The organism is Sulfitobacter sp. F26204 (genome assembly GCF_026410305.1).
Classification (GTDB): Bacteria; Pseudomonadota; Alphaproteobacteria; order Rhodobacterales; family Rhodobacteraceae; genus Sulfitobacter.
Window position 1 is genome coordinate 100,924 of record NZ_JAPMLQ010000009.1, and the last position, 26,366, is coordinate 127,289.

27 protein-coding genes and 1 pseudogene are annotated in these 26,366 nt (G+C 53.4%); 21 read left to right on the plus strand and 7 right to left on the minus strand.

Going from position 1 to position 26,366, the window contains the following annotated elements; all coding sequences use genetic code 11:
* The first annotated feature begins 77 nt into the window (after positions 1 to 77).
* From OS190_RS17875 to OS190_RS17900, 7 genes and pseudogenes are all read left to right on the plus strand, one after another.
* On the plus strand, positions 78 to 1,721 hold the full coding sequence (locus OS190_RS17875; RefSeq protein WP_267160073.1) for a TnsB C-terminal domain-containing protein: 1,644 nt from the start codon (positions 78 to 80) through the stop codon (positions 1,719 to 1,721).
* Between the two features lie 9 nt (positions 1,722 to 1,730).
* Positions 1,731 to 1,904, plus strand: coding sequence for a TniB family NTP-binding protein (locus tag OS190_RS17880; protein ID WP_267160074.1), 174 nt, complete (start codon positions 1,731 to 1,733; stop codon positions 1,902 to 1,904).
* Positions 1,867 to 2,313: a TniB family NTP-binding protein gene (locus tag OS190_RS17885; protein ID WP_267160075.1), complete on the plus strand. Its 447-nt coding sequence runs from the start codon at positions 1,867 to 1,869 to the stop codon at positions 2,311 to 2,313. Before OS190_RS17880 ends, OS190_RS17885 begins: the two co-directional genes overlap by 38 nt.
* Positions 2,314 to 2,361: 48 nt before the next feature.
* Positions 2,362 to 2,586: a hypothetical protein gene (locus OS190_RS17890; protein WP_267160076.1), complete on the plus strand. Its 225-nt coding sequence runs from the start codon at positions 2,362 to 2,364 to the stop codon at positions 2,584 to 2,586.
* Positions 2,583 to 3,059 carry a TniQ family protein gene (locus OS190_RS20605; protein ID WP_416237423.1) on the plus strand — a complete coding sequence of 159 codons (477 nt, stop codon included), beginning with the start codon at positions 2,583 to 2,585 and terminating at the stop codon, positions 3,057 to 3,059. The genes OS190_RS17890 and OS190_RS20605 overlap by 4 nt, the downstream gene beginning before the upstream one ends.
* 31 nt (positions 3,060 to 3,090) lie before the next feature.
* The gene (locus OS190_RS17895; RefSeq protein WP_267160077.1) at positions 3,091 to 3,543 is read left to right on the plus strand and encodes a hypothetical protein; all 453 of its coding nucleotides are present in this window, start codon (positions 3,091 to 3,093) and stop codon (positions 3,541 to 3,543) included.
* A gap of 65 nt (positions 3,544 to 3,608) precedes the next feature.
* Positions 3,609 to 3,830 (plus strand): annotated as a pseudogene (locus OS190_RS17900) (IS6 family transposase); the annotation flags it as partial.
* Between the two features lie 60 nt (positions 3,831 to 3,890).
* Here OS190_RS17900 and OS190_RS17905 read toward each other — a convergent pair.
* A complete protein-coding gene (locus OS190_RS17905) occupies positions 3,891 to 4,358 on the minus strand; it encodes a MarR family winged helix-turn-helix transcriptional regulator (RefSeq protein ID WP_267160078.1) in 468 nt (155 codons plus the stop codon).
* A 125-nt stretch (positions 4,359 to 4,483) separates the two neighbouring features.
* Here OS190_RS17905 and OS190_RS17910 point away from each other — a divergent pair, with 125 nt between their 5' ends.
* The 7 genes from OS190_RS17910 to OS190_RS17940 all read left to right on the plus strand — a co-directional run bounded on the left by OS190_RS17910 (position 4,484) and on the right by OS190_RS17940 (position 13,607).
* Positions 4,484 to 6,832, plus strand: a complete 2,349-nt coding sequence (locus OS190_RS17910) for an oxidoreductase (RefSeq protein WP_267160079.1) — start codon at positions 4,484 to 4,486, stop codon at positions 6,830 to 6,832.
* Positions 6,833 to 6,860: 28 nt separating this feature from the next.
* Positions 6,861 to 8,423: a class I adenylate-forming enzyme family protein gene (locus OS190_RS17915; RefSeq protein WP_267160080.1), complete on the plus strand. Its 1,563-nt coding sequence runs from the start codon at positions 6,861 to 6,863 to the stop codon at positions 8,421 to 8,423.
* Complete coding sequence (locus tag OS190_RS17920; protein WP_267160081.1) at positions 8,423 to 8,983, plus strand: carboxymuconolactone decarboxylase family protein; 561 nt, start codon at positions 8,423 to 8,425, stop codon at positions 8,981 to 8,983. Before OS190_RS17915 ends, OS190_RS17920 begins: the two co-directional genes overlap by 1 nt.
* A 26-nt stretch (positions 8,984 to 9,009) precedes the next feature.
* On the plus strand, positions 9,010 to 10,146 hold the full coding sequence (locus OS190_RS17925; RefSeq protein ID WP_267160101.1) for an ABC transporter substrate-binding protein: 1,137 nt from the start codon (positions 9,010 to 9,012) through the stop codon (positions 10,144 to 10,146).
* Positions 10,147 to 10,862: 716 nt separating this feature from the next.
* Entirely contained in the window at positions 10,863 to 11,930 is a 1,068-nt protein-coding gene (locus tag OS190_RS17930) for an LLM class flavin-dependent oxidoreductase (protein WP_267160082.1), read from the plus strand.
* Positions 11,930 to 13,087 (plus strand): M24 family metallopeptidase, encoded by a 1,158-nt coding sequence (locus tag OS190_RS17935; RefSeq protein ID WP_267160083.1) that lies wholly within the window; start codon positions 11,930 to 11,932, stop codon positions 13,085 to 13,087. The genes OS190_RS17930 and OS190_RS17935 overlap by 1 nt, the downstream gene beginning before the upstream one ends.
* 1 nt (position 13,088) lies before the next feature.
* The gene (locus OS190_RS17940; protein WP_267160084.1) at positions 13,089 to 13,607 is read left to right on the plus strand and encodes an Lrp/AsnC family transcriptional regulator; all 519 of its coding nucleotides are present in this window, start codon (positions 13,089 to 13,091) and stop codon (positions 13,605 to 13,607) included.
* 1 nt (position 13,608) lies between these two features.
* Here the strand turns inward: OS190_RS17940 and argE are convergent, their stop codons facing one another.
* Genes argE through OS190_RS17960 form a run of 4 tightly spaced genes read right to left on the minus strand, consistent with a single transcriptional unit; the run spans position 13,609 to position 16,320 of the window.
* Positions 13,609 to 14,757 carry an acetylornithine deacetylase gene (gene argE, locus OS190_RS17945; protein ID WP_267160085.1) on the minus strand — a complete coding sequence of 383 codons (1,149 nt, stop codon included), beginning with the start codon at positions 14,755 to 14,757 and terminating at the stop codon, positions 13,609 to 13,611.
* The gene (locus OS190_RS17950) at positions 14,754 to 15,359 is read right to left on the minus strand and encodes a flavin reductase family protein (protein WP_267160086.1); all 606 of its coding nucleotides are present in this window, start codon (positions 15,357 to 15,359) and stop codon (positions 14,754 to 14,756) included. Before OS190_RS17950 ends, argE begins: the two co-directional genes overlap by 4 nt.
* Before the next feature lie 17 nt (positions 15,360 to 15,376).
* The gene (locus OS190_RS17955) at positions 15,377 to 15,691 is read right to left on the minus strand and encodes an antibiotic biosynthesis monooxygenase family protein (RefSeq protein ID WP_267160087.1); all 315 of its coding nucleotides are present in this window, start codon (positions 15,689 to 15,691) and stop codon (positions 15,377 to 15,379) included.
* 20 nt (positions 15,692 to 15,711) lie between these two features.
* Positions 15,712 to 16,320 (minus strand): NADPH-dependent FMN reductase, encoded by a 609-nt coding sequence (locus OS190_RS17960; RefSeq protein WP_267160088.1) that lies wholly within the window; start codon positions 16,318 to 16,320, stop codon positions 15,712 to 15,714.
* Positions 16,321 to 16,721: 401 nt separating this feature from the next.
* Here OS190_RS17960 and OS190_RS17965 point away from each other — a divergent pair, with 401 nt between their 5' ends.
* The 6 genes from OS190_RS17965 (at position 16,722) to OS190_RS17990 (ending at position 22,807) form a co-directional block, all read left to right on the plus strand.
* Entirely contained in the window at positions 16,722 to 17,777 is a 1,056-nt protein-coding gene (locus OS190_RS17965) for an ABC transporter substrate-binding protein (protein ID WP_267160089.1), read from the plus strand.
* Between the two features lie 101 nt (positions 17,778 to 17,878).
* Positions 17,879 to 18,718, plus strand: a complete 840-nt coding sequence (locus OS190_RS17970; protein ID WP_267160090.1) for an ABC transporter ATP-binding protein — start codon at positions 17,879 to 17,881, stop codon at positions 18,716 to 18,718.
* Positions 18,696 to 19,538 (plus strand): ABC transporter permease, encoded by an 843-nt coding sequence (locus tag OS190_RS17975; protein WP_267160091.1) that lies wholly within the window; start codon positions 18,696 to 18,698, stop codon positions 19,536 to 19,538. The genes OS190_RS17970 and OS190_RS17975 overlap by 23 nt, the downstream gene beginning before the upstream one ends.
* 67 nt (positions 19,539 to 19,605) lie before the next feature.
* Positions 19,606 to 20,889, plus strand: coding sequence for a pyridoxal phosphate-dependent aminotransferase (locus tag OS190_RS17980; protein ID WP_267160092.1), 1,284 nt, complete (start codon positions 19,606 to 19,608; stop codon positions 20,887 to 20,889).
* Positions 20,886 to 21,653 carry an HpcH/HpaI aldolase family protein gene (locus OS190_RS17985; protein WP_267160093.1) on the plus strand — a complete coding sequence of 256 codons (768 nt, stop codon included), beginning with the start codon at positions 20,886 to 20,888 and terminating at the stop codon, positions 21,651 to 21,653. The genes OS190_RS17980 and OS190_RS17985 overlap by 4 nt, the downstream gene beginning before the upstream one ends.
* Positions 21,653 to 22,807 carry a M24 family metallopeptidase gene (locus OS190_RS17990; protein ID WP_267160094.1) on the plus strand — a complete coding sequence of 385 codons (1,155 nt, stop codon included), beginning with the start codon at positions 21,653 to 21,655 and terminating at the stop codon, positions 22,805 to 22,807. Before OS190_RS17985 ends, OS190_RS17990 begins: the two co-directional genes overlap by 1 nt.
* On the opposite strand, the gene OS190_RS17995 is transcribed toward OS190_RS17990, so the two are convergent.
* Entirely contained in the window at positions 22,793 to 23,722 is a 930-nt protein-coding gene (locus tag OS190_RS17995) for a LysR family transcriptional regulator (protein WP_323370736.1), read from the minus strand. The genes OS190_RS17990 and OS190_RS17995 overlap by 15 nt on opposite strands.
* 125 nt (positions 23,723 to 23,847) lie before the next feature.
* Between OS190_RS17995 and OS190_RS18000 the strand changes: the two genes are divergently transcribed.
* A complete protein-coding gene (locus OS190_RS18000) occupies positions 23,848 to 24,153 on the plus strand; it encodes a hypothetical protein (RefSeq protein ID WP_267160095.1) in 306 nt (101 codons plus the stop codon).
* Between the two features lie 128 nt (positions 24,154 to 24,281).
* Here OS190_RS18000 and OS190_RS18005 read toward each other — a convergent pair whose 3' ends face one another.
* Positions 24,282 to 25,709 carry a M28 family peptidase gene (locus tag OS190_RS18005; RefSeq protein WP_267160096.1) on the minus strand — a complete coding sequence of 476 codons (1,428 nt, stop codon included), beginning with the start codon at positions 25,707 to 25,709 and terminating at the stop codon, positions 24,282 to 24,284.
* Positions 25,710 to 26,366 lie beyond the last annotated feature (657 nt).

Genomic DNA, 26,366 nt, shown 5'->3' on the forward strand with positions numbered 1-26,366 from the left:
TTGTGGTTGTGCTGTTATTTCCTGGATTGTATCCTTAATTTCTGGACTGCGCCTTTAATTCCCGGACGGTTCGTATTGTGGATAAGTTGGATCGGCGGCGGCGTTTGGCAAAGGAAACAGAGAACTCTGAAGATCGGGCGCTCGCAATTGAGCGGGGCGAGATCTTGCGCCCGATCCTTGAGCTGGGTCGGACCGGCCACGACGTGGGTCCGATGTTGTTGGCTGCGGCGGAAGAGATGGGTGTTTCTCGTAGTTCTGCTTGGGAGTATTATCGACGATTGAAGCAAAACGATGGGCGGTCGAGCGCATTGCTCCCTAAGCGGCGTGGCCCGAAACGCGGGTCACGTCGTTTGGGTCGAGAGGTTGAGGCCATCATTGAGCGCGTTTTGCGCCAATACTATTTGGTGCTTGAGCCACCCAGTTTCCTCCGGATTGTGGGCGAGATCCAGTCGGAGTGCGGGGCCCGGGGGTTTCGCCGCCCAACCCGCCGTACGATCAAGGCCCGCCTTGATGCCATGGATCAGCGCGAGGTGTTGCGGAAGCGTAAAGGGGCGAAGGCCGCCAAACAGGTTTTCGAAGCGAGGGCCGGGAGGTTGGAGGTGGAACAGCCACTGGAAGTCGTCCAGATCGATCACACGTTGGCGGATATTGTTCTAGTTGACCAGGTTGAACGCAAACCTCTAGCACGACCATGGCTGACGCTCGCGATCGACGTCGCGACCCGTGTGGTCCTGGGCGCCTATGTCACTTTCGACGCGCCATCCGTCTTGTCCATTTGCTTTTGCCTTGACCACTGCGTGTGGCCAAAGTCTATCCGGACACCTAGTTCGCTTGAGCAACTCTATTGGCCGACGGCTGGTATTCCACAGGCCATCCATGTCGATAACGGGCGGGATTTTCGCAGCGATGCCTTCCGATCGGCCTGTACGGAATGGGGCATCTCGATCAAGTACCGGCCGCCGGGCCGGGTGCATTTTGGCGGACATATCGAGCGGTTGATCGGCACGACCATGGGGGCTGTGCATGTATTGCCGGGAACGACGCAATCTTCGCCAAAAGACAAGGGCGAGTATGACAGCGCTGCCAAGGCCTCAATGACGCTGGATGAGTTCATGGAATGGCTGAATCTCGAGATTTGTCGGTATCATAATACACGCCACAGCGGATTGCGGCGTACCCCGCTTGCCGCTTGGGCCGATCTTGGGGGCGACGATGCTGGCCGCCAGGTTGTGGATACAGATGCCTTTCGGATCAGTTTCCTTCCGTCAGAACGCCGCCAACTTGGCAGGACTGGGATCAACCTGTTTTCTATCGGCTATTGGAGCGACGCCTTCGCGCCCATGGTCGGTCGCAGGGCACGGAAGGTTACGGTCAAGTACACCCGCGAGATATGTCGCGGATATGGGTGGTCACGGACGAGGGCCGTACGATCGCCGCACGCTACAAAGACCTATCGCGTCCCAAGGTATCTCTATGGGAGTCTCGGCGCGCCAGCGCGGTCTTCCATGAACGCCACGGCGGGAGGATATCGGAGGCAATTCTGTTCGGGATCATTGAAGAACAGCGGCGCATCGCCCATGCGGCGCGGCAACGGACGCTTGCGGCGCGCCTGGACGAAGAACGCAAAGCACGCCTGCCGAACGACAAGCCGAAGCGGGATCCGTCCCGAGAGATGTTCGCAATTGATACAAGCAACCCCAACCTTCCAACTTACCCGGTAGATGACTTTGATGGACCTCGACGAAAGACTTGATCTCATTCGCAGCGATCGTTGGATCGCCTTTGACCGCGCAACCATTGTTCTCAACAGATTGACATCCCTGATGGAAATGCCTCGGCAGTCCAGAATGCCGGGCCTCATGGTTTATGGCAGCTCCGGCATTCGGCAAGACCATGATCGCTAAGCGGATGGAAAGTCTTTATCCGAGCAACTATCGCTCAGATCTCGGGGTGACGCGCACGCCGATCCTACTTCTACAGGCGCCGCCTGCACCGGATGAGCGGCGGTTCTATCAACATATCCTGGCGTCGATAGGCGCGCCGATGTGGGGCCGTCACACCATCTCCGAACTGGAGGTGCGGGCTCTCAGCCATTTGCGCGGCATGGTTCTGAAGATGATCATGATCGACGAGGTCCACAATCTCCTTGCCGGAAGCTATCGGGAGCAACGCCGGTTCCTGAACATGCTGCGCTTCCTTTCCAATGATCTATGCGCCTCGCTCGTCGTCTTTGGTGTCAACGAAGCTGCTGAGGCCGTTCGCGGTGACGAGCAACTTGCGCGCCGGCTAGACGAACATTTTCTGCCACTCTGAGATGATGATGTTGAGTTTTCCCGGCTGGTCCAGACTCTGATCGCGGCAATGCAGTTGGAGCGCGGGTCCGGTCTAAGTGTTCAGTCACTGCGCACCATCCTCGCTATTACTGGCGGCATCACGTCCCGTGTATTCACGATGATCAAGGCGCTCTCCATCGACGCGATTGAAACCGGCGAAGAGCGGATCACGGATGACGCTGTTCAATCCTGGCAGCCAATCTGGGCCAAGCACAGCTGGACGGTTCGGAACCAACCGCAACCGGCATTTTGAACCGCAAACCTCTGCCGAGGCGTCCGGCACCTTATCAGGACGAACTGCTGTCAAGCTGGATCGCCCGTCTGGCAGACGCTAACTTTTGTTCAGTGCCAGAGCTCTGCCAATATCTGGAGACTGGTCAAGAACGTCCGCCGGAAACGCAATCAGATTTGGCGGGCATAGAGATCGACGGTTTCTGCGCAACGTTACGTCTGCCGCCATTGCAGCTCGGCAGCATGTTGCTCCAGCGTCGGGCTGAATTCGCGGTCGAGTGCATTTCGTGGTCGGATTTTCAGCACTGTCCCGCGTGCACTCATAAGGTATCCGGGATATCTCTGCGCCATTGGCGCTACGCGTGGTCTCTGCAATGCGAAGTCTGCGGGTCCGAGCTGTCGCCAGTGCGCCGTGATCCAGCCGCTTTTGTGCACCTGCCCACTCGGCTCCGCACCCCGCGCCAAAAAGGGAGCGAAATGGCTGAGGCTCGCTAATCGGCACGGGGACCGGCATGCTGGTCGACGGATGGATTTGACGCTGCAAGCCTCAGGTGTGCTCGCGCCGGAACTCCGTCACGGCGCGCTCTTTTCCCAGAACCGAATAGATCGCTTCAAAGCCCTCGCTACCATCGACATCGGAATGACCCGGCCTTTGCTAGCGATTGCGTTGTTGATGAAGAACGATCCCACCCTGGAACGCAGATTCCGTGCTGCCTTCCCACATAGACGGAAACTGGTGGATCGATTGGCAAGCCTTGCCGGCGACCTACGGAATCTCAGAGTCTGGAGCGGAGACAATCTCAAAGGACAACCAAAGCGACACCCCACGTATATCAGCGCTTCGCCTCAGCCCGAATATCTCGCAGCGGCAAAGTTGGCGATCATACAACTCGGTGCAAATGCGGACCGCGTCGAACTGCTCAGGTACGCCGAAAGTATCCTTCAATCTGCTAGACAACGACCTGTGGATATCCAGTAATTAAGGGCACAAGACTCGTCCAAAACTCTGCCAAAACATCAGCGTCCAAGAAATAAAGGCACAGTGACAACAGGATCGAGGGATCGCACCGGCCGACCCGAAAGCGAGAGAAGCTCATGGGCAGGTTCAAATCGCCAAGGCAGGCGCAGCGCTTCCTTTCCGCTCATGACCAGATCAATACGATTTTCAGACCCCGCCGTTACCGCCTTTCCGCAATCTCATACTGCCACGCCAGAGCCGACGCTTTCGGCCTCCGGGAAGACTATGCTGCCGAAATGGCCACTTGACCGGCAAGGATCTCACTCATCTCAATCAAGCGAAAATAAGTTGGCAATCCCCTAATTTTATCATCTCAATTTAGCGTTGGTTATGAATTTTTGCAGCGTGGTGTTCATCTCGCTAACCTCATCTGACGACATGTCTTTGAAAAGTTTTTGGCGGGCTTTCTGCACGTCCGGTTCTGCGGCCTCCAGCAATTGGCGTCCGGCTTGTGACAGAGAAATCTGTGCAAAACGACGATCGGTTTTTAGTGCGTTTTTGTGCAACAAGCCACGTTCCGCCAGTTTATCGACAAGGCGGCTGGTGACGGTGCGATCAACCGCTGCAAGGTCGGACAAATCACATATCGTCAAAATTTCATCCGCGATAAGACAGCGCAAGATGCGCCATTCAACTATCTTAAGCGCATGTCGGCGTAGCACCGCGTTCATCGTATCCTGCATCTGCCGAGCCGCCAGCACTATCATCTGCTCTGGCGGGTCTATCTGATCAAGCCAGTCTGCATGGGGCGTATGAAAAGCGATATGTGCGGGCATCAATGTCAGCTCCTGTTTCATCTTGATCGTGTGACTAGCACAACAAGAAAGGACTTGCGACTCATAATCGTAATATGTGTTATAGCACATATAAAGCACACTATGATGTGATTCTGGGAGGTTGTATGCGCATTTCGATAGTCGGAGGCGGGCCGGGGGGGCTGTACACGGCTCTTTTAACCAAAAAGGCAAAACCCGATTGGGACATTGACGTTTACGAGCAGAATCAGGCGGATGACACCTTTGGTTTCGGGGTCGTTTTTTCTGACGATACGCTTGATGAATTTCTGAATCGGGACAAACCGCTGTTTGAGTTGATGCGCGACCAATTTGCCTATTGGCAGGATGTCGCCGTGCATTTCAAAGGCCATGAGATGCGCGCCGGCGGCAACGGCTTTTGCGGCATGTCGCGCCACACGCTATTGCGCCTGCTGCAACAACGGTGCGCCGATGTGGGTGTGAGAATGCATTTTGGTGTCACAATTGATCCGGCAAACCTGAAAACCCGATTTGCTGACAGCGACGTAATTGTTGCTGGAGACGGGATCAACTCGGCCATTCGCGAATATCACAAGGATGCTTTTCAGCCCAGCAATAAGCTGCGGAGCAACAGGTTTTGCTGGATGGGATCCACACGACCCATGGGCGAATTCAACTATTTCTTTACAGAAACCAATCACGGCCCCGTCGTGGCGCATTGTTATCAATACGACAAAGATCATTCGACTTGGGTGTTTGAGATGAGCGAGGATACCTGGGCGGGTCTTGAATTTCGCGAAACCGATGAAGAAGACAGCCGCGCCAAGTTGGAGGAAATATTCAGCAGCGAACTGCAGGGGCACTCTCTGTTGCTAAATCGTTCGAACTGGCGGCAGTTCCCGCGCGTTTTCTGCGAAAACTGGTACACGGACAACATCGTTATTCTGGGGGACGCCAAGGCGAGCGCCCATTTTTCGATCGGGTCGGGGACCAAACTGGCAATGGAATGTGCCATCGCTCTTTCAGATGCCTTGGTCGAGCAGGGTGAAACGGACGTGCAGGCGGCTTTTCAGGCCTATGATACTGCGCGCCGCACGCCCTGCCAGATCACGCAGCACAATGCTGATGTATCGCTGGCATGGTTTGAACATATGGACCGGTCCTGGGATATGGACCCCTATCAATTTGCGATGGTGGTGATGTGCCGCGCGAAATCGATCACCTATGACAATCTGATTGTGCGCGATCCGGAATTCGTGCGGAAGGTGGATGATGAATGGTATGATCGCCTCCTTGCACAAACCGGTGAAGACCTGCGCAAATCGCGACCTACGCCGATGTTTTCCCAGTTTTCACTGCGGGGCATGACGCTGGCGAACCGGGTTGTGATGTCACCTATGGCACAATACAGCGCTGACAGCGATGGCAACCTGACCGATTGGCACAAGATACATTATTGCAGCCATGCGACGGGCGGCATGGGGCTGATATTTACCGAAATGACTTGCCCTGCCGCTGATGCCCGTATCACCCAAGGGTGCCCGGGCATGTGGACCGATACCCATGAGGCCCAGTGGAAAGACATCGTCGATTTCATCCATACCCATACCGGCGCCAAGGTGGCGATGCAGTTGGGCCATGCCGGTCGCAAGGGATCGACCCAGCTGGGCTGGGAAAAGATGGACCACCCGATCGCAGAGACTGCGCACAACTGGCCCTTGGTATCGGCCTCTGCCCAGCCATGGTTTGAAGGTGAAAGCGCCGTGCCTGCCCCCCTTGATCGGGCCGGGATGGACCGGATCAAGGCCGAGTTTGTTCAGGGCACCGTGCGCGCCGCGCGCGCGGGATTTGATCTGTTGGAACTGCATTGTGCGCATGGGTATTTGCTGGCGTCCTTCCTGTCGCCGCTGACAAACCTGCGCAACGATGAATACGGCGGCAGCGTTGAAAACCGTCTGCGTTTTCCGCTCGAGGTGTTTGACGCGATGCGCGCTGAATGGCCCGATGATCGCCCCATGTCGGTGCGCTTGTCGGGCACAGATTGGAAGGACGGCGGACTGATTGAAGAAGATCTGGTTGCGATTGCGCGTGCGTTCGAAAGCGCCGGTTGTGATCTGATCGACGTATCGGCGGGCCAGACCGTTGCCGATCAGGAACCGGTCTATGGTCGCATGTTTCAGGCCCATCTGGCCGAGGCCGTGCGCAATCTGACGGGCATGGCGACTATGGCGGTGGGCGCGATCACCGAAGCGGCTCAGGTGAATACCATTCTACACACGCGCCGCGCCGATTTGGTTGCACTGGGTCGCCCGCATATGTGGAACCCCTATTTCACCCATCAGGCCGCTGCATGGTACGGGGCGCGCAATGAACCCATGTGGCCCAAACAATATGTAAGCGGCGCTGTTCAGGCCTTCCGCGAAGCAGAGAAATCGCGCGAACGGATGATCGAGCTTCAACGCAAGGCCGCGCCGGGCCGCCACTCCAATTCATAAGTCATCCGCTTTATCAGGAGGATTCACCGTGCAAATATCCGACAATCAAACCCTGTCACAATGGTTGCACCACCACGCCTCGAATACCCCCGATGCATTGGCATTAGACGGGGCAGGCGGGCCGCTAAGCTATAAGGCGTTGTCGGACGAGGTCGGCCGGTTGGCATCGGGGTTGGCACGGCTTGGTATTGGTCCGGGTGATACGGTTGGGGTGCAACTGCCCAACACGCGCGATTTCGTCATCTGTTTTCTGGCGGTGACGGCGCGGGGCGGTATATTTCAGACGTTGCACATGCCTTATCGCAGCAGCGAACTGCGCACGCTTTTGGCGGATTCAGGGGCCAAGGCAGTGATTGTGACACATGGCGCATCTGATAGCCGGGCCGAGGACGTAATGCAGGTAGCGCAAGATCTGCCCGCGCTTGCGCATGTTATAACACTGGGCCGTACCCTTGATGGCTGCGCGGCCTATGAAGACCTTGCAACAACGTCAGCGCAGGCGCGGGATATGCACGCCTCGACGGCTGCTGATCACTATTTGCTGTTATATACCTCTGGCACCACGGCGGGGCCGAAAGGTGTGCCGCATGTCTATGCCAACTTTCTGAACAACGCGCGCAGCGCGGCCCGAGAAATGCAGATCGGCGCAGATGCGCGGGTGATGTCGCTGGCCCCGATGTCGCATTTATATGGGCTGTTCACATTGCATATGGCGCTTGCGGCCGGAGCGACACAGGTACTTGTCCCGGCGTTTCACCCCGACAGGGTTGTAAGTGACATAGAAACCAATAAGCCCAGCCATATCTACGCGGCACCTGCGCATTTCGCCGGCGCTGTTGCCACAGATGCGCTTGATGCCGGTGCCTTGGACAACGTGCAATTGCTGTGTCTGTCCGGCTCAGCGGTGCCACCAGCCCTAGCCAAGGCGGTGGACGACAAGATGCCCAAGGGCACTGTCGTTCAATTGTGGGGCATGAGCGAGTTGCAGGCGGGCTGTTATGGGCGCCCCGATGACCCCGTGCACACAAGAACTGGTAGCTGTGGGCGCGCCGCGCCGCACACAGAATTACGGGTTCTGGATGACAGCGCAACCCCACTGCCCCCCGGACAAGAAGGGGCATTACAGGTGCGCGGCCCGTCCCTGTTTGGCGGATACCTCAACCGCCCGCAGGAAACCTCGGCCAGCTTCGTGGCAGGGGGTTGGTTTGCCACGGGTGATCTGGCAGTGATCGACGCGGACGGTTTCGTGCGCATCACCGGGCGCACCAAGGAACTGATCAATCGCGGCGGCGTGAAATACAACCCAATTGAGGTCGAAGACATTGCGATGGGGCTGGCGCAGGTCACCAATTGCGCTGTCGTGCCTGTACCGGATGCGACTTTGGGCGAAAGGGGCTGTTTGTGCGTGTGTTTAGGGCCGAACACCAAGCTGACGCTCGCCCAAGTGACCGAGGCATTGAACGCTGCCGGGATTGCGAAATTCAAATGGCCTGAACGGCTTGAGATTTTGGCCGATCTACCCATGACACCCACACGTAAAGTTATCCGCAGCGCATTGCGTGCTGCAATCATCAACAGAGAGGAAAAATAGTGACCTTTGAACTGCACACACCACAAACCGCACCGAATGGTGCGAAGGACCGTTTGCAAGCGGTCAGCGACAGCTTGGGTGGGTTTTTGCCAAACCTTTATCGCCAGATGGCTAACGCCCCTGCGGTACTGGATGCCTATCTGGACCTGTCCGATACCTTGCGCAAGACCAGTTTTTCCCCGGCGGAACAGCAATTGATCCTGTTGACCGCCAGTGTGCGCAACGGCTGCGCCTATTGCGTGCCTGCGCATACATCGGCGGCCCGTATGGCCAAGCTCGACAAGGATACAATTACGGCGATCCGGGATGGCAAACCCATTGAGGATGCCAGGCTGGAAACATTGCGCAGTTTTACGGAGGAATTGCTGGAAACGCGCGGCAAGCTGAGCGACGATTCCAAGCAAAGGTTTCTGGACGCTGGTTTTACCCAGCAACAGTCCATCGAAGTGCTGATTGGCATTGCGATGAAGGCGCTTTCAAACAGCTTTGCCCGTATGGTCGGCACGCCTGTTGATGATGTGCTTACGAAACTGACATGGGATGGCAACGATCAGGTCTGACAACTCAAATAAATAGGGAGAGAAAAATGAAACTTACAACAATTGTCACATTGGCAGCTGGGCTGGCGGTATCCGCGCTCCCTGCGATTGCCGAAACTAAAATAGGGATGATTACCACATTATCAGGCGGAGGGGCCGGACTTGGCACTGATGTGCGCGACGGCTTCATGCTTGCGATTGAACAATCTGGGCGCACTGATGTCGAAGTGGTGATTGAGGATGATCAACGAAAGCCTGACATCGCTGTGCAATTATTAGACAGGATGATCCAGTCGGAAAAAGTGGATATCCTGACAGGGATTATCTGGTCAAACCTTGCTATGGCAGTTGTGCCGGGAGCAACAGCTCGGGGGGTGATTTACCTGTCACCCAATGCGGGCCCGTCAGCATTGGCCGGTAAAGGCTGTCATGAGAATTATTTTAATGTGGCGTGGCAAAATGACAACCTGCACGAAGCAGCGGGCGCGTATGCCAATGATGCAGGACACGTCAAAACCATAATTATGGCGCCAAACTACCCTGCAGGCCAGGATGCCCTCAATGGCTTCAAACGCATGTACAAAGGCGAGGTTGCGGGAGAGATTTATACCAAACTTGGCCAAACCGATTATGCCGCAGAAATCGCACAGATACGCGCATCGGGCGCAGACAGCGTCTTTTTCTTTCTGCCCGGCGGCATGGGAATATCTTTTCTCAAACAATATGCGGGATCAGGGGTAGATTTGCCTTTGGTGGGCCCTGCGTTTTCGTTCGATCAAAACATCCTTCAAGCAGTTGGTGACGCAGCACTTGGCGTCAAGAATACGTCGCAATGGAACAAAGATCTGGATAACGACGCAAACAAAGCCTTTGTTGAATCCTATCAGGGAAAATATGGGCGCTTGCCATCGCTTCAATCCAGTCAAGGGTTTGACACGGCGAACCTGATTTTGAGTGCGCTCGATGTTGCCGAGGTTTCTGATGCTGATGCATTTCGCGAAGCACTTCGCGCAGCGAAATTCGCCTCTACGCGTGGCGATTTTGCCTTTGGTCCAAATCATCACCCCATTCAGACGATCTATGTTCGGGAGGTCATAAAGGAAGGGGATATCTATACCAATCGCCTGATTGGCCCAGTTCTTGAAAAGTACGGTGATGCCTATGCTAAAGATTGCAAAATGTGAGCTTGGTTTCAATATATCGCCAAGTATTCGCGGTTTAAGAGCACTCTTTTCTTGCAATGGTCACGCTTCAAAAGTTTTGGTGGTCGTGACGAGAGTATTGGCTGAGAGAAAAGCACTAAAGCATGTCTTATAATAGGTTGAGACCAATCCTCAATCTTTGAACCTACCGAACATTTGCTCGATACGTTCGCGACGCCTAAAGCGATGCTTTCTTATCGAGCAGCTTTGTTATGAGACTGGCGCCCCGGGGTGCAGGATCGTGTTCCCCTTTTTAGATCTCAAATTTGTGACTGCACGATGCGTTCAGCATTAGGTGGCGTGGATTGAGATAGCGATATTATCAGCTGTTTCTTCCACCAACTGACTTATGACCTGTGCGAAATCTCAAATCGCTCCAACGCTTTCAGCGCTTGTACATGGTCTTCGGCGGGCCATGTGCAGCAGGCGCGCCACAGTGCCGTAACTCATTTCGCTTGATAGATACGATGTCACTCAGAAGAAGCTCTCCTCAAAATTGCTCAGACAAGGAGATAAATTTTGGACCGTGCCGTTTAGCGCCAGCGAATGCCTATCGGTAGGCTGCCAGCATGCTATGCACAACATGCATAATATATATACGCTTTATGTCTTAGACGTGCGGTAGCACGACCGAATATCGTTGTCCGAGAAAGGCCAGCGCTGACAAATGTTTGCGCGGCTTAGACAATGAGGCGACTATGAAATTCGGCACGATGACACAGATCCAAATTCCCCGTCCTTGGCATGAAACGAGCGAGCGCGAGGCCTATTGGAACGGGCTAGATCAGGGCGTTGCCGCAGAGGCTGCCGGGTTTGAATATTTCTGGATAACCGAACAGCATTTTCTCGCTGAAATCGGCCATGCAGCGGCATCAGACATGTTTCTGGCCGCGCTGTCGCAAAGGACAAAGACGTTGCGCATGGGGCTGGGTGTTGTGGTGTTGCCGATTCACAATCCGATCAATGTGGCCGAAAGGGTGGCTTGCCTGGACGTGCTTTCCAATGGTCGCGTTGAGTTTGGTTCGGGGCGGGGCACGACGCCTTATATCGTTGAAGGGCTGGGGTTTGATCCCGCAGAAGGGCGTGGGCGCGGCGCAGAATCGCTGGAGGCCATTCTGAAGATGTATGATGCGCCAAAATTCCCCGGTTACAAAGGCGAGTACTATAATCTGGCGGCAAGAGAGATTCTGCCACGCCCGATACAGGATCCGCATCCTCCCTTGTGGATCGCAGCGACGAACCTCGGTACTTATGAATTTGCGGGCCAGCAGGGTTTCGGGGTCATCGGTGTTACACGAAACAGCATCGAAGAAACCAAAGCGGCGGTAGACAAATACAGGGCGGCGGCAGCGAGCGCCGATGACAGCACGTTAATAGGACGTTACGCCAACAATCAGGCAGCGGTGTTTGGTATAGCCTGTTGTCATGACGACGATGCGACTGGGCGTAAGTTAGCTTGTGATGCCGCACGTTGGTATTATGGGGACAATGACGCAGAGTTGAATCATATGCGTTTCGCGACCGCTCAGGGCGGGGTGGAACAAATTCGTGCCAACATCAGCAAGCTTTCTGACGATGATATGATCGAACAGGGCATGGCCATTGGCGGCAATCCCGATACGATTTGCAGGCAGGTTGAAAAATGGGGCAGCACCGGCATCGATCAAATGATCTTTTTCATGCAGGCCGGTTTTACCACACATGATCAGGTGATGCGCTCAATCGAACTGATTGGTGAAAAGGTCATTCCGAAGTTTCAATCCTGATGTCGCGGCTTGACTTTACACCAGAGGAATTTGCCAATCGCCGCGCCATGGCCGGCGAGGCGATGCGCGCCGCGGGCATTGAGTGGTTGATAGTGATCAATCCAAGGTCAATTCACTGGCTAACGGGCTGCCGCGCAAAAAGCTACCAGGCGTTTCAATGTCTGTTTTTTTCGTCCAAGGGCGCGCCGCCTGTCTATCTTGCCCGGGTATCTGAAAAGCTGGAGATAGAGGCCGAGGCGCTTGCGGATGGCTTTCATTATTGGGGTGACACAGACAAGCCCGATCCCGGTGCGGTTTTTGGTGATCTGTTCGCGAAACTGGGTCTGACGGGAAAATCAGTCGCGATCGAGCGCCCGAATGCCTATCTGGGCGCACCGATGTATGAAGCATTGGCGCGGGCAAGTGGGTCGCCCATGGCCGATGCTTCAGCGCTTTTGGATGGGCTGCGTTTAATTAAATCAGAGGCAGAGATAACCTTCATCCGCAAAGCGGCCCAGATTGCTACCGTTTCAATGGGCCGTCTGCAAGAAGTGTTGAGTGTAGGGCAAAGCGAACTGGCACTGACCGGAGGGATTTATCAAGCCGCGACAACGGCAGGGGGCGAAGTGCCGGCCAGCCCCATCAATTTGTCTGCGGGGGCGCGGGGGCTGTTTTGCCATGGTGCACCCGGCGCGCGCGCTGTTGAACAGGGTGATATTGGCAATGCAGAATATGCGATCCCTTATCGTGGCTACCCGGTGTCTATCGGGCGGCAATTTTGCCTAGGTCCGGTTTCAACAGAATTGGCGGATGCCCATGCTTGCGTCGCCCAAGCACTGCAGGCGGCGATTGCGACTTGTGCTCCGGGTGTCCCGGCTTGCGAAGTATTTACTGCTGCTGAAGAGGCTTTGGTCCGTTCGGGGTTTGCCCCGCACCGCGTGCATACGATGGGCTATGCCATGGCAACGGCTTTTCCCCCCGCTACCGGAGAAGCGTTTCATATCAGTTCTGCCAATAGCGCCGAACTAAAATCGGGGATGCAGATATCGATCTGCCCCAATTTGTTTTCGACAGATCTGAACATGGGTGTGCGTCTGGTCGACAATGTTATGATCACAGACAGCGGTGCCGAGGTGCTGACCAAGTACCCGCATGACGTCATCCAAGGGAGACTTTAACATGGCTAACCCTGAACCCGTCGTTAGATTATTTGACAAAGACGCTGGTGGACCTGACGGCAGGCGTAAGCTGGATCGTATAGACCGGGCGATATTACATCTGCTACAGGCTGACGCCCGTATCGCAAATAAGGAAATCGCGCGTCGGGTTAACTTGTCGCCCACACCCTGCTTGCGGCGCGTCAGGCTGTTGGAGGAAGCAGGTTATATTCAACGTTACAAAACTGTTCTTGATCCCAATCAACTGGGGTATGCCATACGCGCGTTTCTGGGGATCAAACGCAGCCGCAATTCGAGCCGCACGTCGGTGGCTGACGAGGTACTGAAAATACCGGAAGTATTGGCCTGTCATGTTGTCAGCGGAGAATTTGATCTGTTAGTTGAAATTGTGGCACGAGACATGGAACATTATTCAGAAATTGCGCTGGAGCATATTGCAGAAATGGACAGTGTACTGGATTTGCGCAGCACATTCTCCATAAAGACGCTCAAGACCGATGGGCCTTTGCCGATGTGTTAGGCTATTGGGTCAACTCGGTTGCGAGCGCCAGCATGAACTGGTCACATTGTCTGAGCTGGTCGGCCTCGATATATTCGTTGGCGCAATGAGCCTGCGCAATATCCCCTGGCCCACAAACCACGGTAGACCATCCTTGGCGGGCAAAGAACCCCGCTTCGGTACCGTAGGATACAACGCCCGACGTCACGCCGGGCAGCAGGCGATTTATCAACTTTTGCGCGACGGTGTTGGTGTTTTCGGACAGCCCCAAAACATGGCTGCGGTGCGATACCTCGACACCGGCATCCGGAGCAATCGCATGCATCTTAGGTTCAACATTATCGCGGATGAAACGTAGGTAATCTGCCTTGTGGGTCTCGGCGCCGTCGTCTGGCAACGCTCTGATGTCGGTGACAAAATCGCAATCCTGCGCAATAACGTTTGCGGCGATACCGCCTTTGACCATCCCGCAATGCAGGGTCGTGTAGGGGGGGAGAAATTCCGTGTTAAGCGTGGCGCGCCCGGCGTTTGATAACATCCGATCCTCGAGCCAGGTTATCAGCCGCGCGGCGGTCATTACCGCGCTGACACCTTGATCAATTCTGCTGGAATGCCCGGTATACCCGTGTACCTTGGTGAAGAATGACAACGATTCCTTATGCCCGGCGACCAGTTGCATACTGGTGGGTTCCCCAACGATTACCGCACTGGGGGTGGCGATTTTCTGCGCCATTGCGTCGATCAAAGATGGTACACCAAGACAGCCTACTTCTTCGTCATAGCTTAGGGCGATATGCACCGGCCGGCTGAACTTAGCAGCACAAAAGGCGGGAACCGCAGCGAGGATCGAGGCAACAAACCCCTTCATATCACAGCTACCGCGCCCATAAAGCCGACCTTCCTTGTTTCGCAATTTAAACGGGTCGCTTGCCCAGCCAGGGCGCGCAGCTGGAACCACGTCAACATGCCCCGACAGCACAACCCCACCGGCGCAGTTGGGGCCAATGGTGGCAAACAGATTTTTCTTCTTGCCCGTCGCGTCGGGCACAAGATGCGCGCGCACGCCATGACCCGCAAGATAGTCAGATACGAAATCTATCAAGTCCAGATTTGGCTGGTCCGATACTGTAGGAAAGGCAATCAGCTGGGCTAAAATTTCGGTTGTATTCATGACGTGCTTTGCTTTGAAACGGGCGTTACGCTGGCGTATCCGTTTCCAGCGATGCGTGCGATTGGGTTCAGTTTTTCGGTGTTGATATATCCATCATTTGTCAGTCCCGGCGCCACATGCGCCATGACCACGCGGCCAAACACTGCTGTGGCCTCACCGATGTCACAGTGATGGTGCAGCACGCATTCCAAATTGGCCTGCGCATCCGCGACACGGCTGACCAGCATCTTATCTGCTGGAGATTTGGTAACCCCCGCATGGGAAAATTCATCGACATTGGCCGCAACACGTTCTGCGGTTGATGCCATTTGGGACGCCGCACCAGGAGATACGATATTGACGACAAATACCTGAGTTTCAAGAATATTGGCTAGGGTGTCTTTGTGCGATATGGCTTCGCCTTCTGCCGGACGAGAAATCGCAAACATCAGGATCGGCGGTGTGCCAGACACCGCGTTGAAAAAACTGAATGGCGCGAGATTGTCACGGCCGTTGCGTGCGCGTGTTGACACCCAGGCGATCGGACGCGGGACGATCAGGCCATACATCAAGCGATGCGCCAAACGCGCATCGCTTGTTTCGCAATCATAACTACTGTGCATGTGAGTCAAGAAGATATCTAGGCCTGCGCAATTAACCCGCGAATGTCATGTTGCTTTACCTCGCATAAGGATACTGAATGTGACCCCATCAAATATGGCGCAACGGCCTTTTGAAAGACGTCCCTGTATTCTGGTGACTCTTCCCATTCTTTCAGATCCTGCATGCTGCGCCAGATAGTGACTGTAAACAGGCTTTCGGGATCATTTGTGTCTTGGGTGACAAACCGTCCCAGCAATCCTTTGGTTTCAAGGTCCATCAGGCTGCCATAACGCTGTTCAATCAGATCCCATGACGCAGGTTCAATCTTTCCCCAGTAGATACGTAAGTACATTCTGTTTTTCTCGCTTTTACTTATGCGGCTAGTGAACTTTGACGCAGCTGTGCAAATTCGACGACCTGCCGCCCAACAGTTTCCAGTTGAAAGCGCGCCGCCATATCGGTGCAGTTGCCATCCGTATCGAACAGATTTGCCGATGTGTTCAGGGAGGCAGCAAGCGGTGTTGGCCACCCGCGCAAGGCATGCGCGATGCTGCGCATAGCTGAAATAGTCTGAACGGCAGCCTGCCACCCGCCAGCACAGGCAATAACACCCACGGCAAGCCCATCAAAGTATACCCGCTCGTCCTCGCGCAGATCCTCAGTGTAATCGAGCACATTTTTCATTAGTCCGGAAATTGATCCGTGATATGATGGCGATGCTATGATAATCCCGTCACATGCGCGCATGGCATTGACCACTCGCATTTCTTTTGCCCCGCGATCGCCCTGCACATATTGATACATGGGCAAGACCAGATCAGGGCCTGCAATCATCGTGGTTTCGGCCCCAGATTCGCGTGCGGCGCCTAGTGCGGTCGCCAGCGCCTTTTCGGTGCCGGAATTCGCATTCGGGGTCCCGCCAATGCCCAATATCTTGGGTTTCGTCACATCCGCATGTTTAAGGGCAGTTTCGTAAGTCATTGCACAGGATCCCAGATCACATTCATTTTTTTCGCATCTTTGCACAAACTGGCACCGGATTTGTGCCTACGTCCAAGGCATAAAAGGCATATCTAATATAACTGGAGTGAAAGTTTGCCGGCAGGAATGGGGAATCATGTTACAAAAGCATTGCGGGGTTCGCACTGCCTTCAAAATCTCTTAGCGAAACGTTCCATGCTGGTTCATGAATCCCCAGATTTTTAGAGCAATGTTACAGTGAGAACCAAAGAGATAGACGAATGAACTAAGATTGTGAGTGATGCGGTGTTTCAATTGCAATTTGGACAGAAATAGAGACCCCATAGGGGCAGGGACAGCGCGCAAGACGGTTCAATAAGTTGGTGCGAAGACTGCCCAAAACTGTCAAGGGAGAGCCAATTGTGAAACTATCACTGATCAAGAATATTATCGCCGCCGTGGCCGTGGCCGCCGCGAGTTCAGCAGCTATTGCTGATGAAGACACGCCTGTCCGCCTGTGGGGGGCTTCCTCAACTGTGAATGCCTATCATGGCTTTCTGTTTTTGGGGAATCCACTGGGATTCTATGAAAAGGAAGGCGTAAAGGTAGAGTTTGGTACGGCTGCCGGGTCTTCGGCGACACTGCAATTGCTGGCGACCAATCAGGTTCAAATGGGCTATGTCGGCATGGATGCGCTTATCCTTGCCAAGGCAAACAACCCGGATCTGCCAATCAAAGCGGCCTATCTGCAGGATCGCGGCAACATCTATGAAATCGTTGTTCCCACGGAAAGCGACATCAAAACCGTGAAGGATCTGGAAGGTCAAAGTATCGGGGTTGCTAACCTCGCAAGTGGCGCGATCCCAAAGCTTAAGGCCGTGCTGACCGAAGCCGGATTGGACCCAAACAAAGCAGTCGGCCTGATCCCCGTGGGTAACGGTGCCCAAGCGGCAGCAGCATTGCGCACCGGACGCGTACAGGCGCTGTCTCTGTTCCGCGCGCAGCACGCTTTGATCGAAACACTGGGCTATGAGTTCCGGTACTTCAGTAAGGATACACCTAGTGCGGTAATCGCGGTTAACACCGACTGGTTGGCTGACAACAAAGATCAGGCAGCGGCGATCCTGCGTGGTGTCGCGCAGTCAAGCGCCTTTGCACAGGCAAACCCAAAAGCAACTGTCGAAGAGTTCTGGGAACTATTTGGCCGTAGCCAAGGCGCTGAAGAAGAAAAGGCGCTGAAAGATGCGATGCATGTTTTGTCGTCCACAGCCAAACTGTGGAAAGATCACACTGATGACTCTATTCAATGGGGAGCAATGGACGATGAAGCATGGACTGGGATGCAAGATGCGTTGATCGACGCCAAGCTGATGTCGGAACGGGTTGATAATGCGACGCTCTATACATCAGAGTTGATTGACATGCTGAACCCAGTTGACCTGAGTCACGCGCTTGAGCTTGCCGCTTCTCGCGAGTGATACCAATTTTTGAGGCTAGTGTGTTGAGCGCTGGCCTCAGTCAGGCACAAATCGCAGACTTCGGCTCTTGCAGCCGCAACAATCAACCACTGGAATAAATAATGACGAGATTGTCAGTAATACCGGAGCAAGATCAGCCCACATCCAACAGCCCCGCGCTTGTGATTGATGGCGTTGATATGGTTTTTTCACGGGCAGGACATGCAGTACACGCCCTGAATGGAATTGACCTGAATGTCAAAGAGGGCGAATTCATTTCCGTTGTGGGCCCATCGGGATGTGGGAAAAGCACCCTGATGAAACTTGTGGCCGGCTTGCGCGCCCCGACTAATGGTAGGATCAGTATTCTGGGCGAGCCTGTATCAGGGCCGCGGGCGGATGTTGGTATCGTGTTTCAAAATCCTGTGTTGCTGCCGTGGCGCACCGTTTTTGAGAACGTGATGTTGCCCACGGACATCCTAAAACTTGACCGGACAAAAACCGAAGCAACAGCCCGTGACCTGCTGGCGTTGGTAGGGCTGGGTGGTTTTGAAGATGCCTATCCAAATGAACTATCGGGCGGCATGCAACAACGCGCTGCTATCGCACGCGCCTTGGCCTATGACGCCCCGATCCTCATGATGGACGAACCGTTTGGCGCTTTGGACGCCATGACGCGCGAGCAAATGAACGTCGAGGTGCAACGAATTTGGCAGGCCAGTGGAAAGACCATCATCTTTATTACGCACTCGATCCCAGAGGCTGTTTTTCTCGCTGATCGCGTTGTGGTCATGTCTGCGCGCCCGGGCCGAATATTAAAGACATTCGACATTGATATGCCGCGTCCGCGCACGCTTGATGACATGGTATCGAACAATTTTGGTGACTACGTCAAAGAAATCCGCGCGCTTTTGGGCAGCGGCACTGAAGGAGGGCAAAATGACGCTCAATCAAACTGGTAATGAAACCGTCCCCGCCTATGTTGCGCCCAATTTTCGTGAAAAATGTGCGTCCGGCCTGCGGTATTCTTTGTTGCCCACCGTGGTGTTCATCGGTCTGCTGATCTTCTGGGAAACCGTGGTACACGTAATGGAAGTACCGGGCTATATCTTCCCGGCCCCCAGTGCAGTCGGTAAAGCGTTTTACCATGGGATCGCCAGCGGGGTGTATTTTATCGACCTTGGCGTGACCGCATTTGAGGCTGTATTTGGTTTCATACTCGGCAGTTTTCTAGGGATAGCTCTAGGCACCATTATCGTGATTTTTCCGCTGATGGAGCGTATCGTGTACCCTTACGTAGTCGCTCTGCAGACCGTGCCCAAGGTCGCGATTGCGCCCTTGCTCGTTGTTTGGTTTGGTTTTGGCATATCGTCAAAAGTTATCATTGTCGGATTGGTCTGTCTGTTTCCTGTGCTGGTGAACGTTATTGCGGGTCTGCGGGCTGTTGACGACGAGAGGCTGGATTTGCTGGCGGCGCTCTCGGCGACACGTTGGCAGATATTTCGCCATCTTCGCTTTCCAAATGCGATGCCCTTTGTCTTTGCGGGGCTGAATACGGCAATTGTACTATCTGTCATTGGCGCGATCGTGGGCGAATTTGTTGGCGCGACCAAAGGTGTCGGATTTCGCATCTTGCAGGCAAATTATTCGCTGGATATCGCGGCGGCCTTTGCCTTGTTTGTGCTCTTGTCGCTAATGGGTCTAACGATGCATTCGACGCTTAAATTCATTGAACGACGTACGGTGTTCTGGACCAAATCACAGGATATTCGCGACTCATAATTCTGAGCTTGCAACATCAATGAATGGCCCGACGCGGCCATTCATCTACGCACAATTGGATTGAAAAATGCACAAGACGAACACGGGTTCAATGGTGCTTGCGACTGCGTCGCAGGCACCACGAGGAGAGTTTTTGAGCAAACGCGCTCGGGCACTCAAGGTTTCACCAACGATCGCGATGTCACAACGGGCTGGGGAGATGCGCGCCGATGGAATTGATGTTGTCAATCTGTCGGTGGGTGAGCCGGATACCCCAACCCCTATGCGCATCGTAGATGCGGCCCATGAGGCGGCAAAGAAGGGTCATACGCGCTATACGGCACCTGACGGCCACCAGCGTGTTAAACAGGCGGTGCAAACCAAATTGCTGCGCGATAACAAGCTTGCCTATGACCTGAACCAGATCGGTGTCGTGTCTGGGTGCAAACAGGCTATATTCAACGCACTCGCAGCCACGATCGACGTCGGGGACGAGGTGGTTTTGATCGCGCCTTATTGGGTATCCTATGCCGATATGGTGACCTACCACGGCGGTACCCCGGTTGTGGTGACCGCGAAACAGGAAGACGGGTTTCTGCCTGATATTCGCGACATTGCCGCCGCGCTGACGCCGCGCACAAAATGGGTGCTGCTGAATAGCCCGAACAATCCGACCGGTGCCGTCTATCCTTGTGCGCTGTTGCGACAAATCGGCGATCTGCTGGCGCAACACCCGGATGTCATGGTGCTATCAGATGAAATCTATGAACACCTTACCTATGATGGCGCAGAGTTTGTGTCGTTTGCGTCAGCGCTTCCTGATTTGAAAGACCGGATCCTTTTGGTGAACGGCGCATCCAAAGCCTACTCTATGACAGGATGGCGAGTCGGTTTTGCGGCGGGTCCAGCGTGGTTAATTGGTGCTATGGCGCGCGTGCAATCACAGGCTGCCGGATCATCAAACATGATAGCGCAATTTGCTGCAGTTGAAGCCATGGAAGGGGACCAATCTGATTTGCAGGTCAATCGGCAGGTCTTGAAACGGCGGCGCGACACCGCCATTCAAATTTTGTCAAAATGCACGCGGCTTGGGGTGTGTCCCCTTGGGGGCGCTTTTTATATCTTTGCCGATATTCACAAATGTCTGGGATTAAGCACAGCGGATGGGCGCGTGATTAAGACCGATAGCCAGATGTCGGATTTCCTGTTGGATCAGGCCCATGTGGCGACCGTGCCGGGCGTTGAATTTGGCTGTTCACCATATATCCGCCTGTCATTTGCCGTCGATGATGATGATCTGACCCGTGCATGCAATGCGATCGTAGCGGCGTGTAACTCCTTGAAATTGCCTGATGGAGCTGATCAAATATGAACCACGTACGCAAACTATGGAACAATTCTGAGCCCGCTGTGGCTGGGTGGATGCAAACCAGCAGTGCTTTGCAGGCTGAAACGCTCGCCTCGTGCGGCTATGATGCCATCGTATTGGATCTTCAACATTCCGTCACCGATTTCGCTGCGACGATAAGCATGTTAGCCGCAATCGAAAGCAAAGGCGCAGAGCCATTTGTGCGGGTGCAGTGGAATGATCCGGGCGACATCATGCGGCTATTGGATGCGGGGGCCTATGGCATTATTGCCCCAATGATCGAGACCCGCGCACAAGCGCAGGCGCTGGCAAATGCGATGCATTACCCACCAATGGGACAGCGTTCTTTTGGCCCGCGCCGCCCAGTATTGCGATATGGACCAGATTATGTTGCGCGGGCAAGCGACACCATAGTCAGCTTAGCAATGATAGAGACCCGTCGCGGTTTGGATAATCTTGCTGATATTCTGTCTGTTGAAGGGCTGGACGGTGTGTTTATTGGTCCTGCAGATTTGGCGATGTCACTAGGCTCAATGCCAGTGCCGGAATCCGATGATCCTATGGTCATTGAGGCAATTAATGACATTCTGGCGATGGCCAAAGCTGCAGATAAACGCGTGGGGATTTTCTGTGGCTCGGGTGAAGCAGCCCGCGCACGTATTTCTGCAGGATTTGATTTTGTTTCCACTACGCCAGATCTGGTGATGTTAGCGACAGCAGCGCGTCGTTCGGTTGCAGTCGCTCGCGGGCAGGAGGTAAATGATTAATGGCAAAATGGGATTTCACATTTGACGAATTTCTTCGCAGACGTTTTGCAGTTCAAGATGCGATCAGTGCCGCGGGGTTGGATTGGATTGTGCTGTTTCATCCCGTATCCATCCATTGGCTGACGGGATGGGAGGGGAAAAGCTATCAGGCATTTCAATGTCTGTTGGTACCCAAAGATGGTCAGCCGATGGTGCTGATTATGCGCCAATCGGAAGAGGCAGAAGCCAAGGCCGAAGCAATTTTTGACGAATTAGAACCCTGGGGTGGTTGTGAGCCGCAGGACCCGCTTGAGGTTTTCGCACGTGTCGTGCGGCGTTTCGGACTGGACCGGACCAAGGTTGGGATTGAGGTACCAGCCTATTATCTGCACCCTCATCATTACGTGAAAGTACAAAACATTCTAGGGGATGCACTGGCCGGGGAATTCACGAACTTAGTACCCGATCTAAAGTTGGTTAAATCGGATCGCGAGATTTCGTATATTCGCGAGGCCGCCAAAATGGCGGACGATGCCATGTACAATTTTCAGAGTGAGCTGGCCATTGGTCGGACTGAATTGGAGTTGGCGGGCGGTATTCAGCATTGCCTGATGCGTAATGGTAGTGGCCAGGCCGCGAGCACCCTGAATTTGGTTTCAGGTGAACGTACCGCTTTTAGCCACGGTGCCCCGACCGAGCGCCGGATGATGGCAGGTGATTTTGGCAATGTTGAGTATGGCGCCACATATAAACGCTATACGTCAACCATCGGCCGGCAGTTTTCCTTGGGCGCGCCATCAGCGCGCGATGCTGAGATATTTGCCGTTGTAAAAGCGGCTTGCGAGGCAGCGATTGCTGAAATGCTCCCTGATACCCCAGCAGTCCGACCGCATGAAAAAGCTAAGGCGATAATCGCCGATGCCGGTCTGGACAAATATCGCGTGCATACGTCAGGTTATGGGCTGGCACCGGGTTTTGCCCCATCTTGGGGTGAACCGCTCAGCATGTTTGGTGGGTGCACATATACCTTGCAGGCAGGAATGGTCATTACAGTTGAGCCACCTGTTTTTATTGGTGAAGAAAAGACCGGCGCACGCATTATTGAAAATGTATTGATTACAAATGATGGCCCCGAGGTGCTTTCAAAATTTCCCCGAGACCTAATCGTTGTTTGAACGTGCACCAATCCAGGTACCGTCTTCTAGCCTTTTGGCCACGATTGTTTGCAAGGCTTCGGCAACATGGTCCACAGCCTCTGAGCGCGACTGGCTGATACAGGTCATCAAAGTCAGCGGCCAATATGCACGTGGTTGCAATGGTCGCGCTTCGAGAGTTCCCGCGGAAAGTTCACGATTGACTGCGCCTTTGGTCAACGGAGCAAATCCTACCCCGGCTTCGAGCAAGCCACGTGTTATCATATGATCATCAACTTCAACATCAGGGTCCAATTGCAAGCCGGCCGGTTCGGCCCAGCGATCCAAGAAACGTCGCGACGAATTTGGCCGCGCGGGCAAAACAAGAGGCAATTGCGACAATCGTTCGGGCGTAATAGATGCGTCATCGAATTCAAAACTGCCAGATTTTCCGACAATGAAAACTTCTTCCTCCAGCATTGCCATTACGGAAAATCCACGTTGCAAAACTGGATCATGGGTGCACGCAAGATCGACCTGCCCCTTTACCAAAAGCTCTTTGATATAAGAACTGAAGCCGCCAAGAACCCTGAGAGAAATATTTGGCGCGGTTTCATTCAACAGATGAGCCAGCGCTGGGACCAGCAAATGACCTACAGCGGGCGGAATGGCAATTGTAACAATACCGCTCGGGCCACCTGTGCCGCCAATGATGTCATTCTTAATTCTTTCTACATCATGCAAAACCATTTGCGATCGGCTAAGCAGTGTACGCCCTTGTTCAGTCAGAATTACGCCACCGCTGCTGCGCGTAAAAAGTCTGCATTGCAGCTCATCTTCAAGATCCCGAATGGTGCGGCTGACAGCAGGTTGCGAGATACGCAACAGCTCCGAACCACGACTAAAACTTCCGCATTCGGCGACCGTTTGGAAATATTTCAGAGCACGTAATTTCATGGGCTAAGGCTAGCAGGATAGTGAATGATAATAAACCACTATAAGAGATTTGCCCAAGTTAAGTTTCTGGAATGCCGGGCAAATTCAGATGACAAAACACGAGAATAGCAAAAGGACGATCGCTAATGTATGTGAAAATTTCGAAATCTGGCAGGGTATCGCTGCAAGATATAGACAACTTTAAGGCCTTTAGTATCCGCAGTGAACTGCCGAAGGCACGATGGCCAGATCGTGTAATAACCATGGCGATCGAGACGGAGGAAAATCATTTTTGGTTGAATGCAGATACTGTACTAGAGCTATCGGAAAAAAAAGATGATGAAGAATGGATGGATCGGTTCTGGAAAATGCTCCAAGCGGCGGAACCTTATGGATTTTATGACATTAAGTTGCAGCGCATTAAGGCGCACGTAGTATACAGTGATAATTAGTGCTGATAAAATTTGATTTCAAAACGCTGCGATTTTTTTGAATTTGGCACTTCAAAGTGAAAACCGAGGCACTACAAGCTTGTGTAGTGCCTCGATTTATCCATGATAAAAACTAACACTCGAACTTATTATTTACGCGAAGTTGGCACATCTTCGAGCTTTCGAATATAGTCGTATACTGATGCTGCGATCATATTAAGATCGATCTCTAACCGTTCAATAAGTACGTTTTCTTCGAATGTATCCTGTGGCGAATGGTAGTAAGGGGTTAAATTATATGCGCCTGAATGGTAGTGTCCGCTGCCACCTTCAGCGGCGAGTGTCGTAAACATTACAGCAGGAATCCCTACCTCATGAAACTGTTCATGGTCACTAAATGTCGACTTTCCCAGCAATAAATCTGGAAAACCCAACCGTACCGCCGAAGCCATGGCGCTCTGCATCAGGCCGTTGATCATGCCATCTGCGCTGCGGGCAAATAGTTTTTTCGATGCTTCGTGGTTTACTCCGATACCATCAATGTTAATCGCCCCTGCAAAACGCGCCAGTTCACTTTTAGAAAGGTTTTGAGTGTAATAGGTCGCGCCGGCATGACCACCGTATTCTTCAGAACCCATACCAATAAAGCGCAATTCTACGTGTTCTGTGTTATACCGCTTTAGGACGCGGGCAATTTCCATCACCACAGAAGTGCCTGATGCATTATCCCAAGCGCCGGGTGCGCCAAGTTTCGTGTCATAGTGCGCCAATATAGCGACTATTGGGACATCGGAATTTGCTCCTCTCTTTGTCGCAATCACATTTTGTGACGTCGTGTCATCTAGAAACCAGTTCTGCAGCTCAACGCTGACTGGACCCGATTCAAGCATCTCAATTAGCCACAAACCGTGAGCTTTTGCGGCGCCGATGACAGGAATATCTACAGCTTCGATATCGGGAAAAAATGTGCCACCGAGGTTCCCTTTGGTACCCAGGTTATTATAGATGATCACCGCCGCTGCGCCAGCATTCTTCGCATTGGTAACCTGCTCGTCTTGCGTGATATCTGGGCTTTTTTCCATCAAGGCAATATTGCCTTTGGCCGTTTCATCAAATGCGCCAGCTGCGCCAATCCCCACGTTAATGACCTGCGCTGTAATGCCAGCGTCACCTGTAAAGGCACCATTCGGAGCTGCACCGGTTTCCCAAACCATACCATGATATTCCGCGAAACCGGAATCGCCTTTGCCAAAGAAGTTATGTGCACCATGAACAGTAATATTGCCGATGCTTAAATCATAGGCAGCGTATGGTTGAATTGTGACTTCTAGACCAATTTTCTCATAGTAGTCCGCTAGATATTCTGCTGCGCGGCGTTCGGCGGTCGTTCCTGACGGTCGCGATCCAATCTCCTGGCTTAGATACCGTATATGTTCAAATGCTAGCTTTGCATCAAGAGTGGTCACAATTGTGCGATCGAATGCCAGTAGAGATGTCATATCTCCTTGTGCTGCGGCACATTCGCACATGCCGATCCCTGCAACAAATGCTGTGGCGAGTAACTGTTTATTTATCATGTTCCGAATTCCCCTGTAATTTACTTCTGAGCGAGATACGTACAATGGTTATTGAGCGGGTAAGTGGTAAACCCGTATCGTTTCTGACTCTGGAAGTTAGCGGAAAACTAGGTCGAATTGTGGATGTGGGTCCAATGCCTAGTTCGCATAAACCTTATGCTTATTTTGGACTAGTCTCCGCAAGGACTTCGCTCCATGCTGGAGAAAATTCAGGACTCCGGAAAAAAGCGTCTCGCCTTAATTTTATAATTACCAAGTATAGCGCCTGCAAATTTAGGGTACCTGAGTTTTAGGATGAAGTTTCACGCCATTCTAAAGGCGAAACGACTAATTTGGCTCAAGACCCATTAATTGGCTTGATGTTGAACTCTGGCATGATTCAGGACTCTCAAAGTCGGAGAGCTTATGAGTGGTATTTTATTTTTCAATCGCAATGGGTTACATTCGTGCGACGCCCCCTTCCGTCTATAGCCAGCCGAAAACTTTGTGTAACCTATGGAAGCGCTGGAGTGATTTGGGCATACTTGCCGCGATCATGAATCGATTGGCGGCGAAGAGACACCGTAAGCGATGCGCCGCCCCCACCTTCCTTGTGATCGCCTGATCTGAGATTCAGCTCTAATGGATGGATTATCAGGGAGTTTCTCCATGGAGCGC

Bases quoted from the DNA above. Each gene is read 5' to 3' on its own strand.
- OS190_RS17880 (WP_267160074.1), top strand. From the start codon at position 1,731: ATGGACCTCGACGAAAGACTTGATCTCATTCGCAGCGATCGTTGGATC.
- OS190_RS17885 (WP_267160075.1), top strand. From the start codon at position 1,867: ATGGCAGCTCCGGCATTCGGCAAGACCATGATCGCTAAGCGGATGGAA.
- OS190_RS17890 (WP_267160076.1), top strand. From the start codon at position 2,362: ATGCAGTTGGAGCGCGGGTCCGGTCTAAGTGTTCAGTCACTGCGCACC.
- OS190_RS17895 (WP_267160077.1), top strand. From the start codon at position 3,091: ATGGATTTGACGCTGCAAGCCTCAGGTGTGCTCGCGCCGGAACTCCGT.
- OS190_RS17905 (WP_267160078.1), bottom strand. From the start codon at position 4,358: ATGCCCGCACATATCGCTTTTCATACGCCCCATGCAGACTGGCTTGAT.
- OS190_RS17910 (WP_267160079.1), top strand. From the start codon at position 4,484: ATGCGCATTTCGATAGTCGGAGGCGGGCCGGGGGGGCTGTACACGGCT.
- OS190_RS17925 (WP_267160101.1), top strand. From the start codon at position 9,010: ATGAAACTTACAACAATTGTCACATTGGCAGCTGGGCTGGCGGTATCC.
- OS190_RS17930 (WP_267160082.1), top strand. From the start codon at position 10,863: ATGAAATTCGGCACGATGACACAGATCCAAATTCCCCGTCCTTGGCAT.
- OS190_RS17935 (WP_267160083.1), top strand. From the start codon at position 11,930: ATGTCGCGGCTTGACTTTACACCAGAGGAATTTGCCAATCGCCGCGCC.
- OS190_RS17940 (WP_267160084.1), top strand. From the start codon at position 13,089: ATGGCTAACCCTGAACCCGTCGTTAGATTATTTGACAAAGACGCTGGT.
- argE (WP_267160085.1), bottom strand. From the start codon at position 14,757: ATGAATACAACCGAAATTTTAGCCCAGCTGATTGCCTTTCCTACAGTA.
- OS190_RS17950 (WP_267160086.1), bottom strand. From the start codon at position 15,359: ATGCACAGTAGTTATGATTGCGAAACAAGCGATGCGCGTTTGGCGCAT.
- OS190_RS17955 (WP_267160087.1), bottom strand. From the start codon at position 15,691: ATGTACTTACGTATCTACTGGGGAAAGATTGAACCTGCGTCATGGGAT.
- OS190_RS17960 (WP_267160088.1), bottom strand. From the start codon at position 16,320: ATGACTTACGAAACTGCCCTTAAACATGCGGATGTGACGAAACCCAAG.
- OS190_RS17970 (WP_267160090.1), top strand. From the start codon at position 17,879: ATGACGAGATTGTCAGTAATACCGGAGCAAGATCAGCCCACATCCAAC.
- OS190_RS17975 (WP_267160091.1), top strand. From the start codon at position 18,696: ATGACGCTCAATCAAACTGGTAATGAAACCGTCCCCGCCTATGTTGCG.
- OS190_RS17980 (WP_267160092.1), top strand. From the start codon at position 19,606: ATGCACAAGACGAACACGGGTTCAATGGTGCTTGCGACTGCGTCGCAG.
- OS190_RS17985 (WP_267160093.1), top strand. From the start codon at position 20,886: ATGAACCACGTACGCAAACTATGGAACAATTCTGAGCCCGCTGTGGCT.
- OS190_RS17990 (WP_267160094.1), top strand. From the start codon at position 21,653: ATGGCAAAATGGGATTTCACATTTGACGAATTTCTTCGCAGACGTTTT.
- OS190_RS17995 (WP_323370736.1), bottom strand. From the start codon at position 23,722: ATGAAATTACGTGCTCTGAAATATTTCCAAACGGTCGCCGAATGCGGA.
- OS190_RS18000 (WP_267160095.1), top strand. From the start codon at position 23,848: ATGTATGTGAAAATTTCGAAATCTGGCAGGGTATCGCTGCAAGATATA.
- OS190_RS18005 (WP_267160096.1), bottom strand. From the start codon at position 25,709: ATGATAAATAAACAGTTACTCGCCACAGCATTTGTTGCAGGGATCGGC.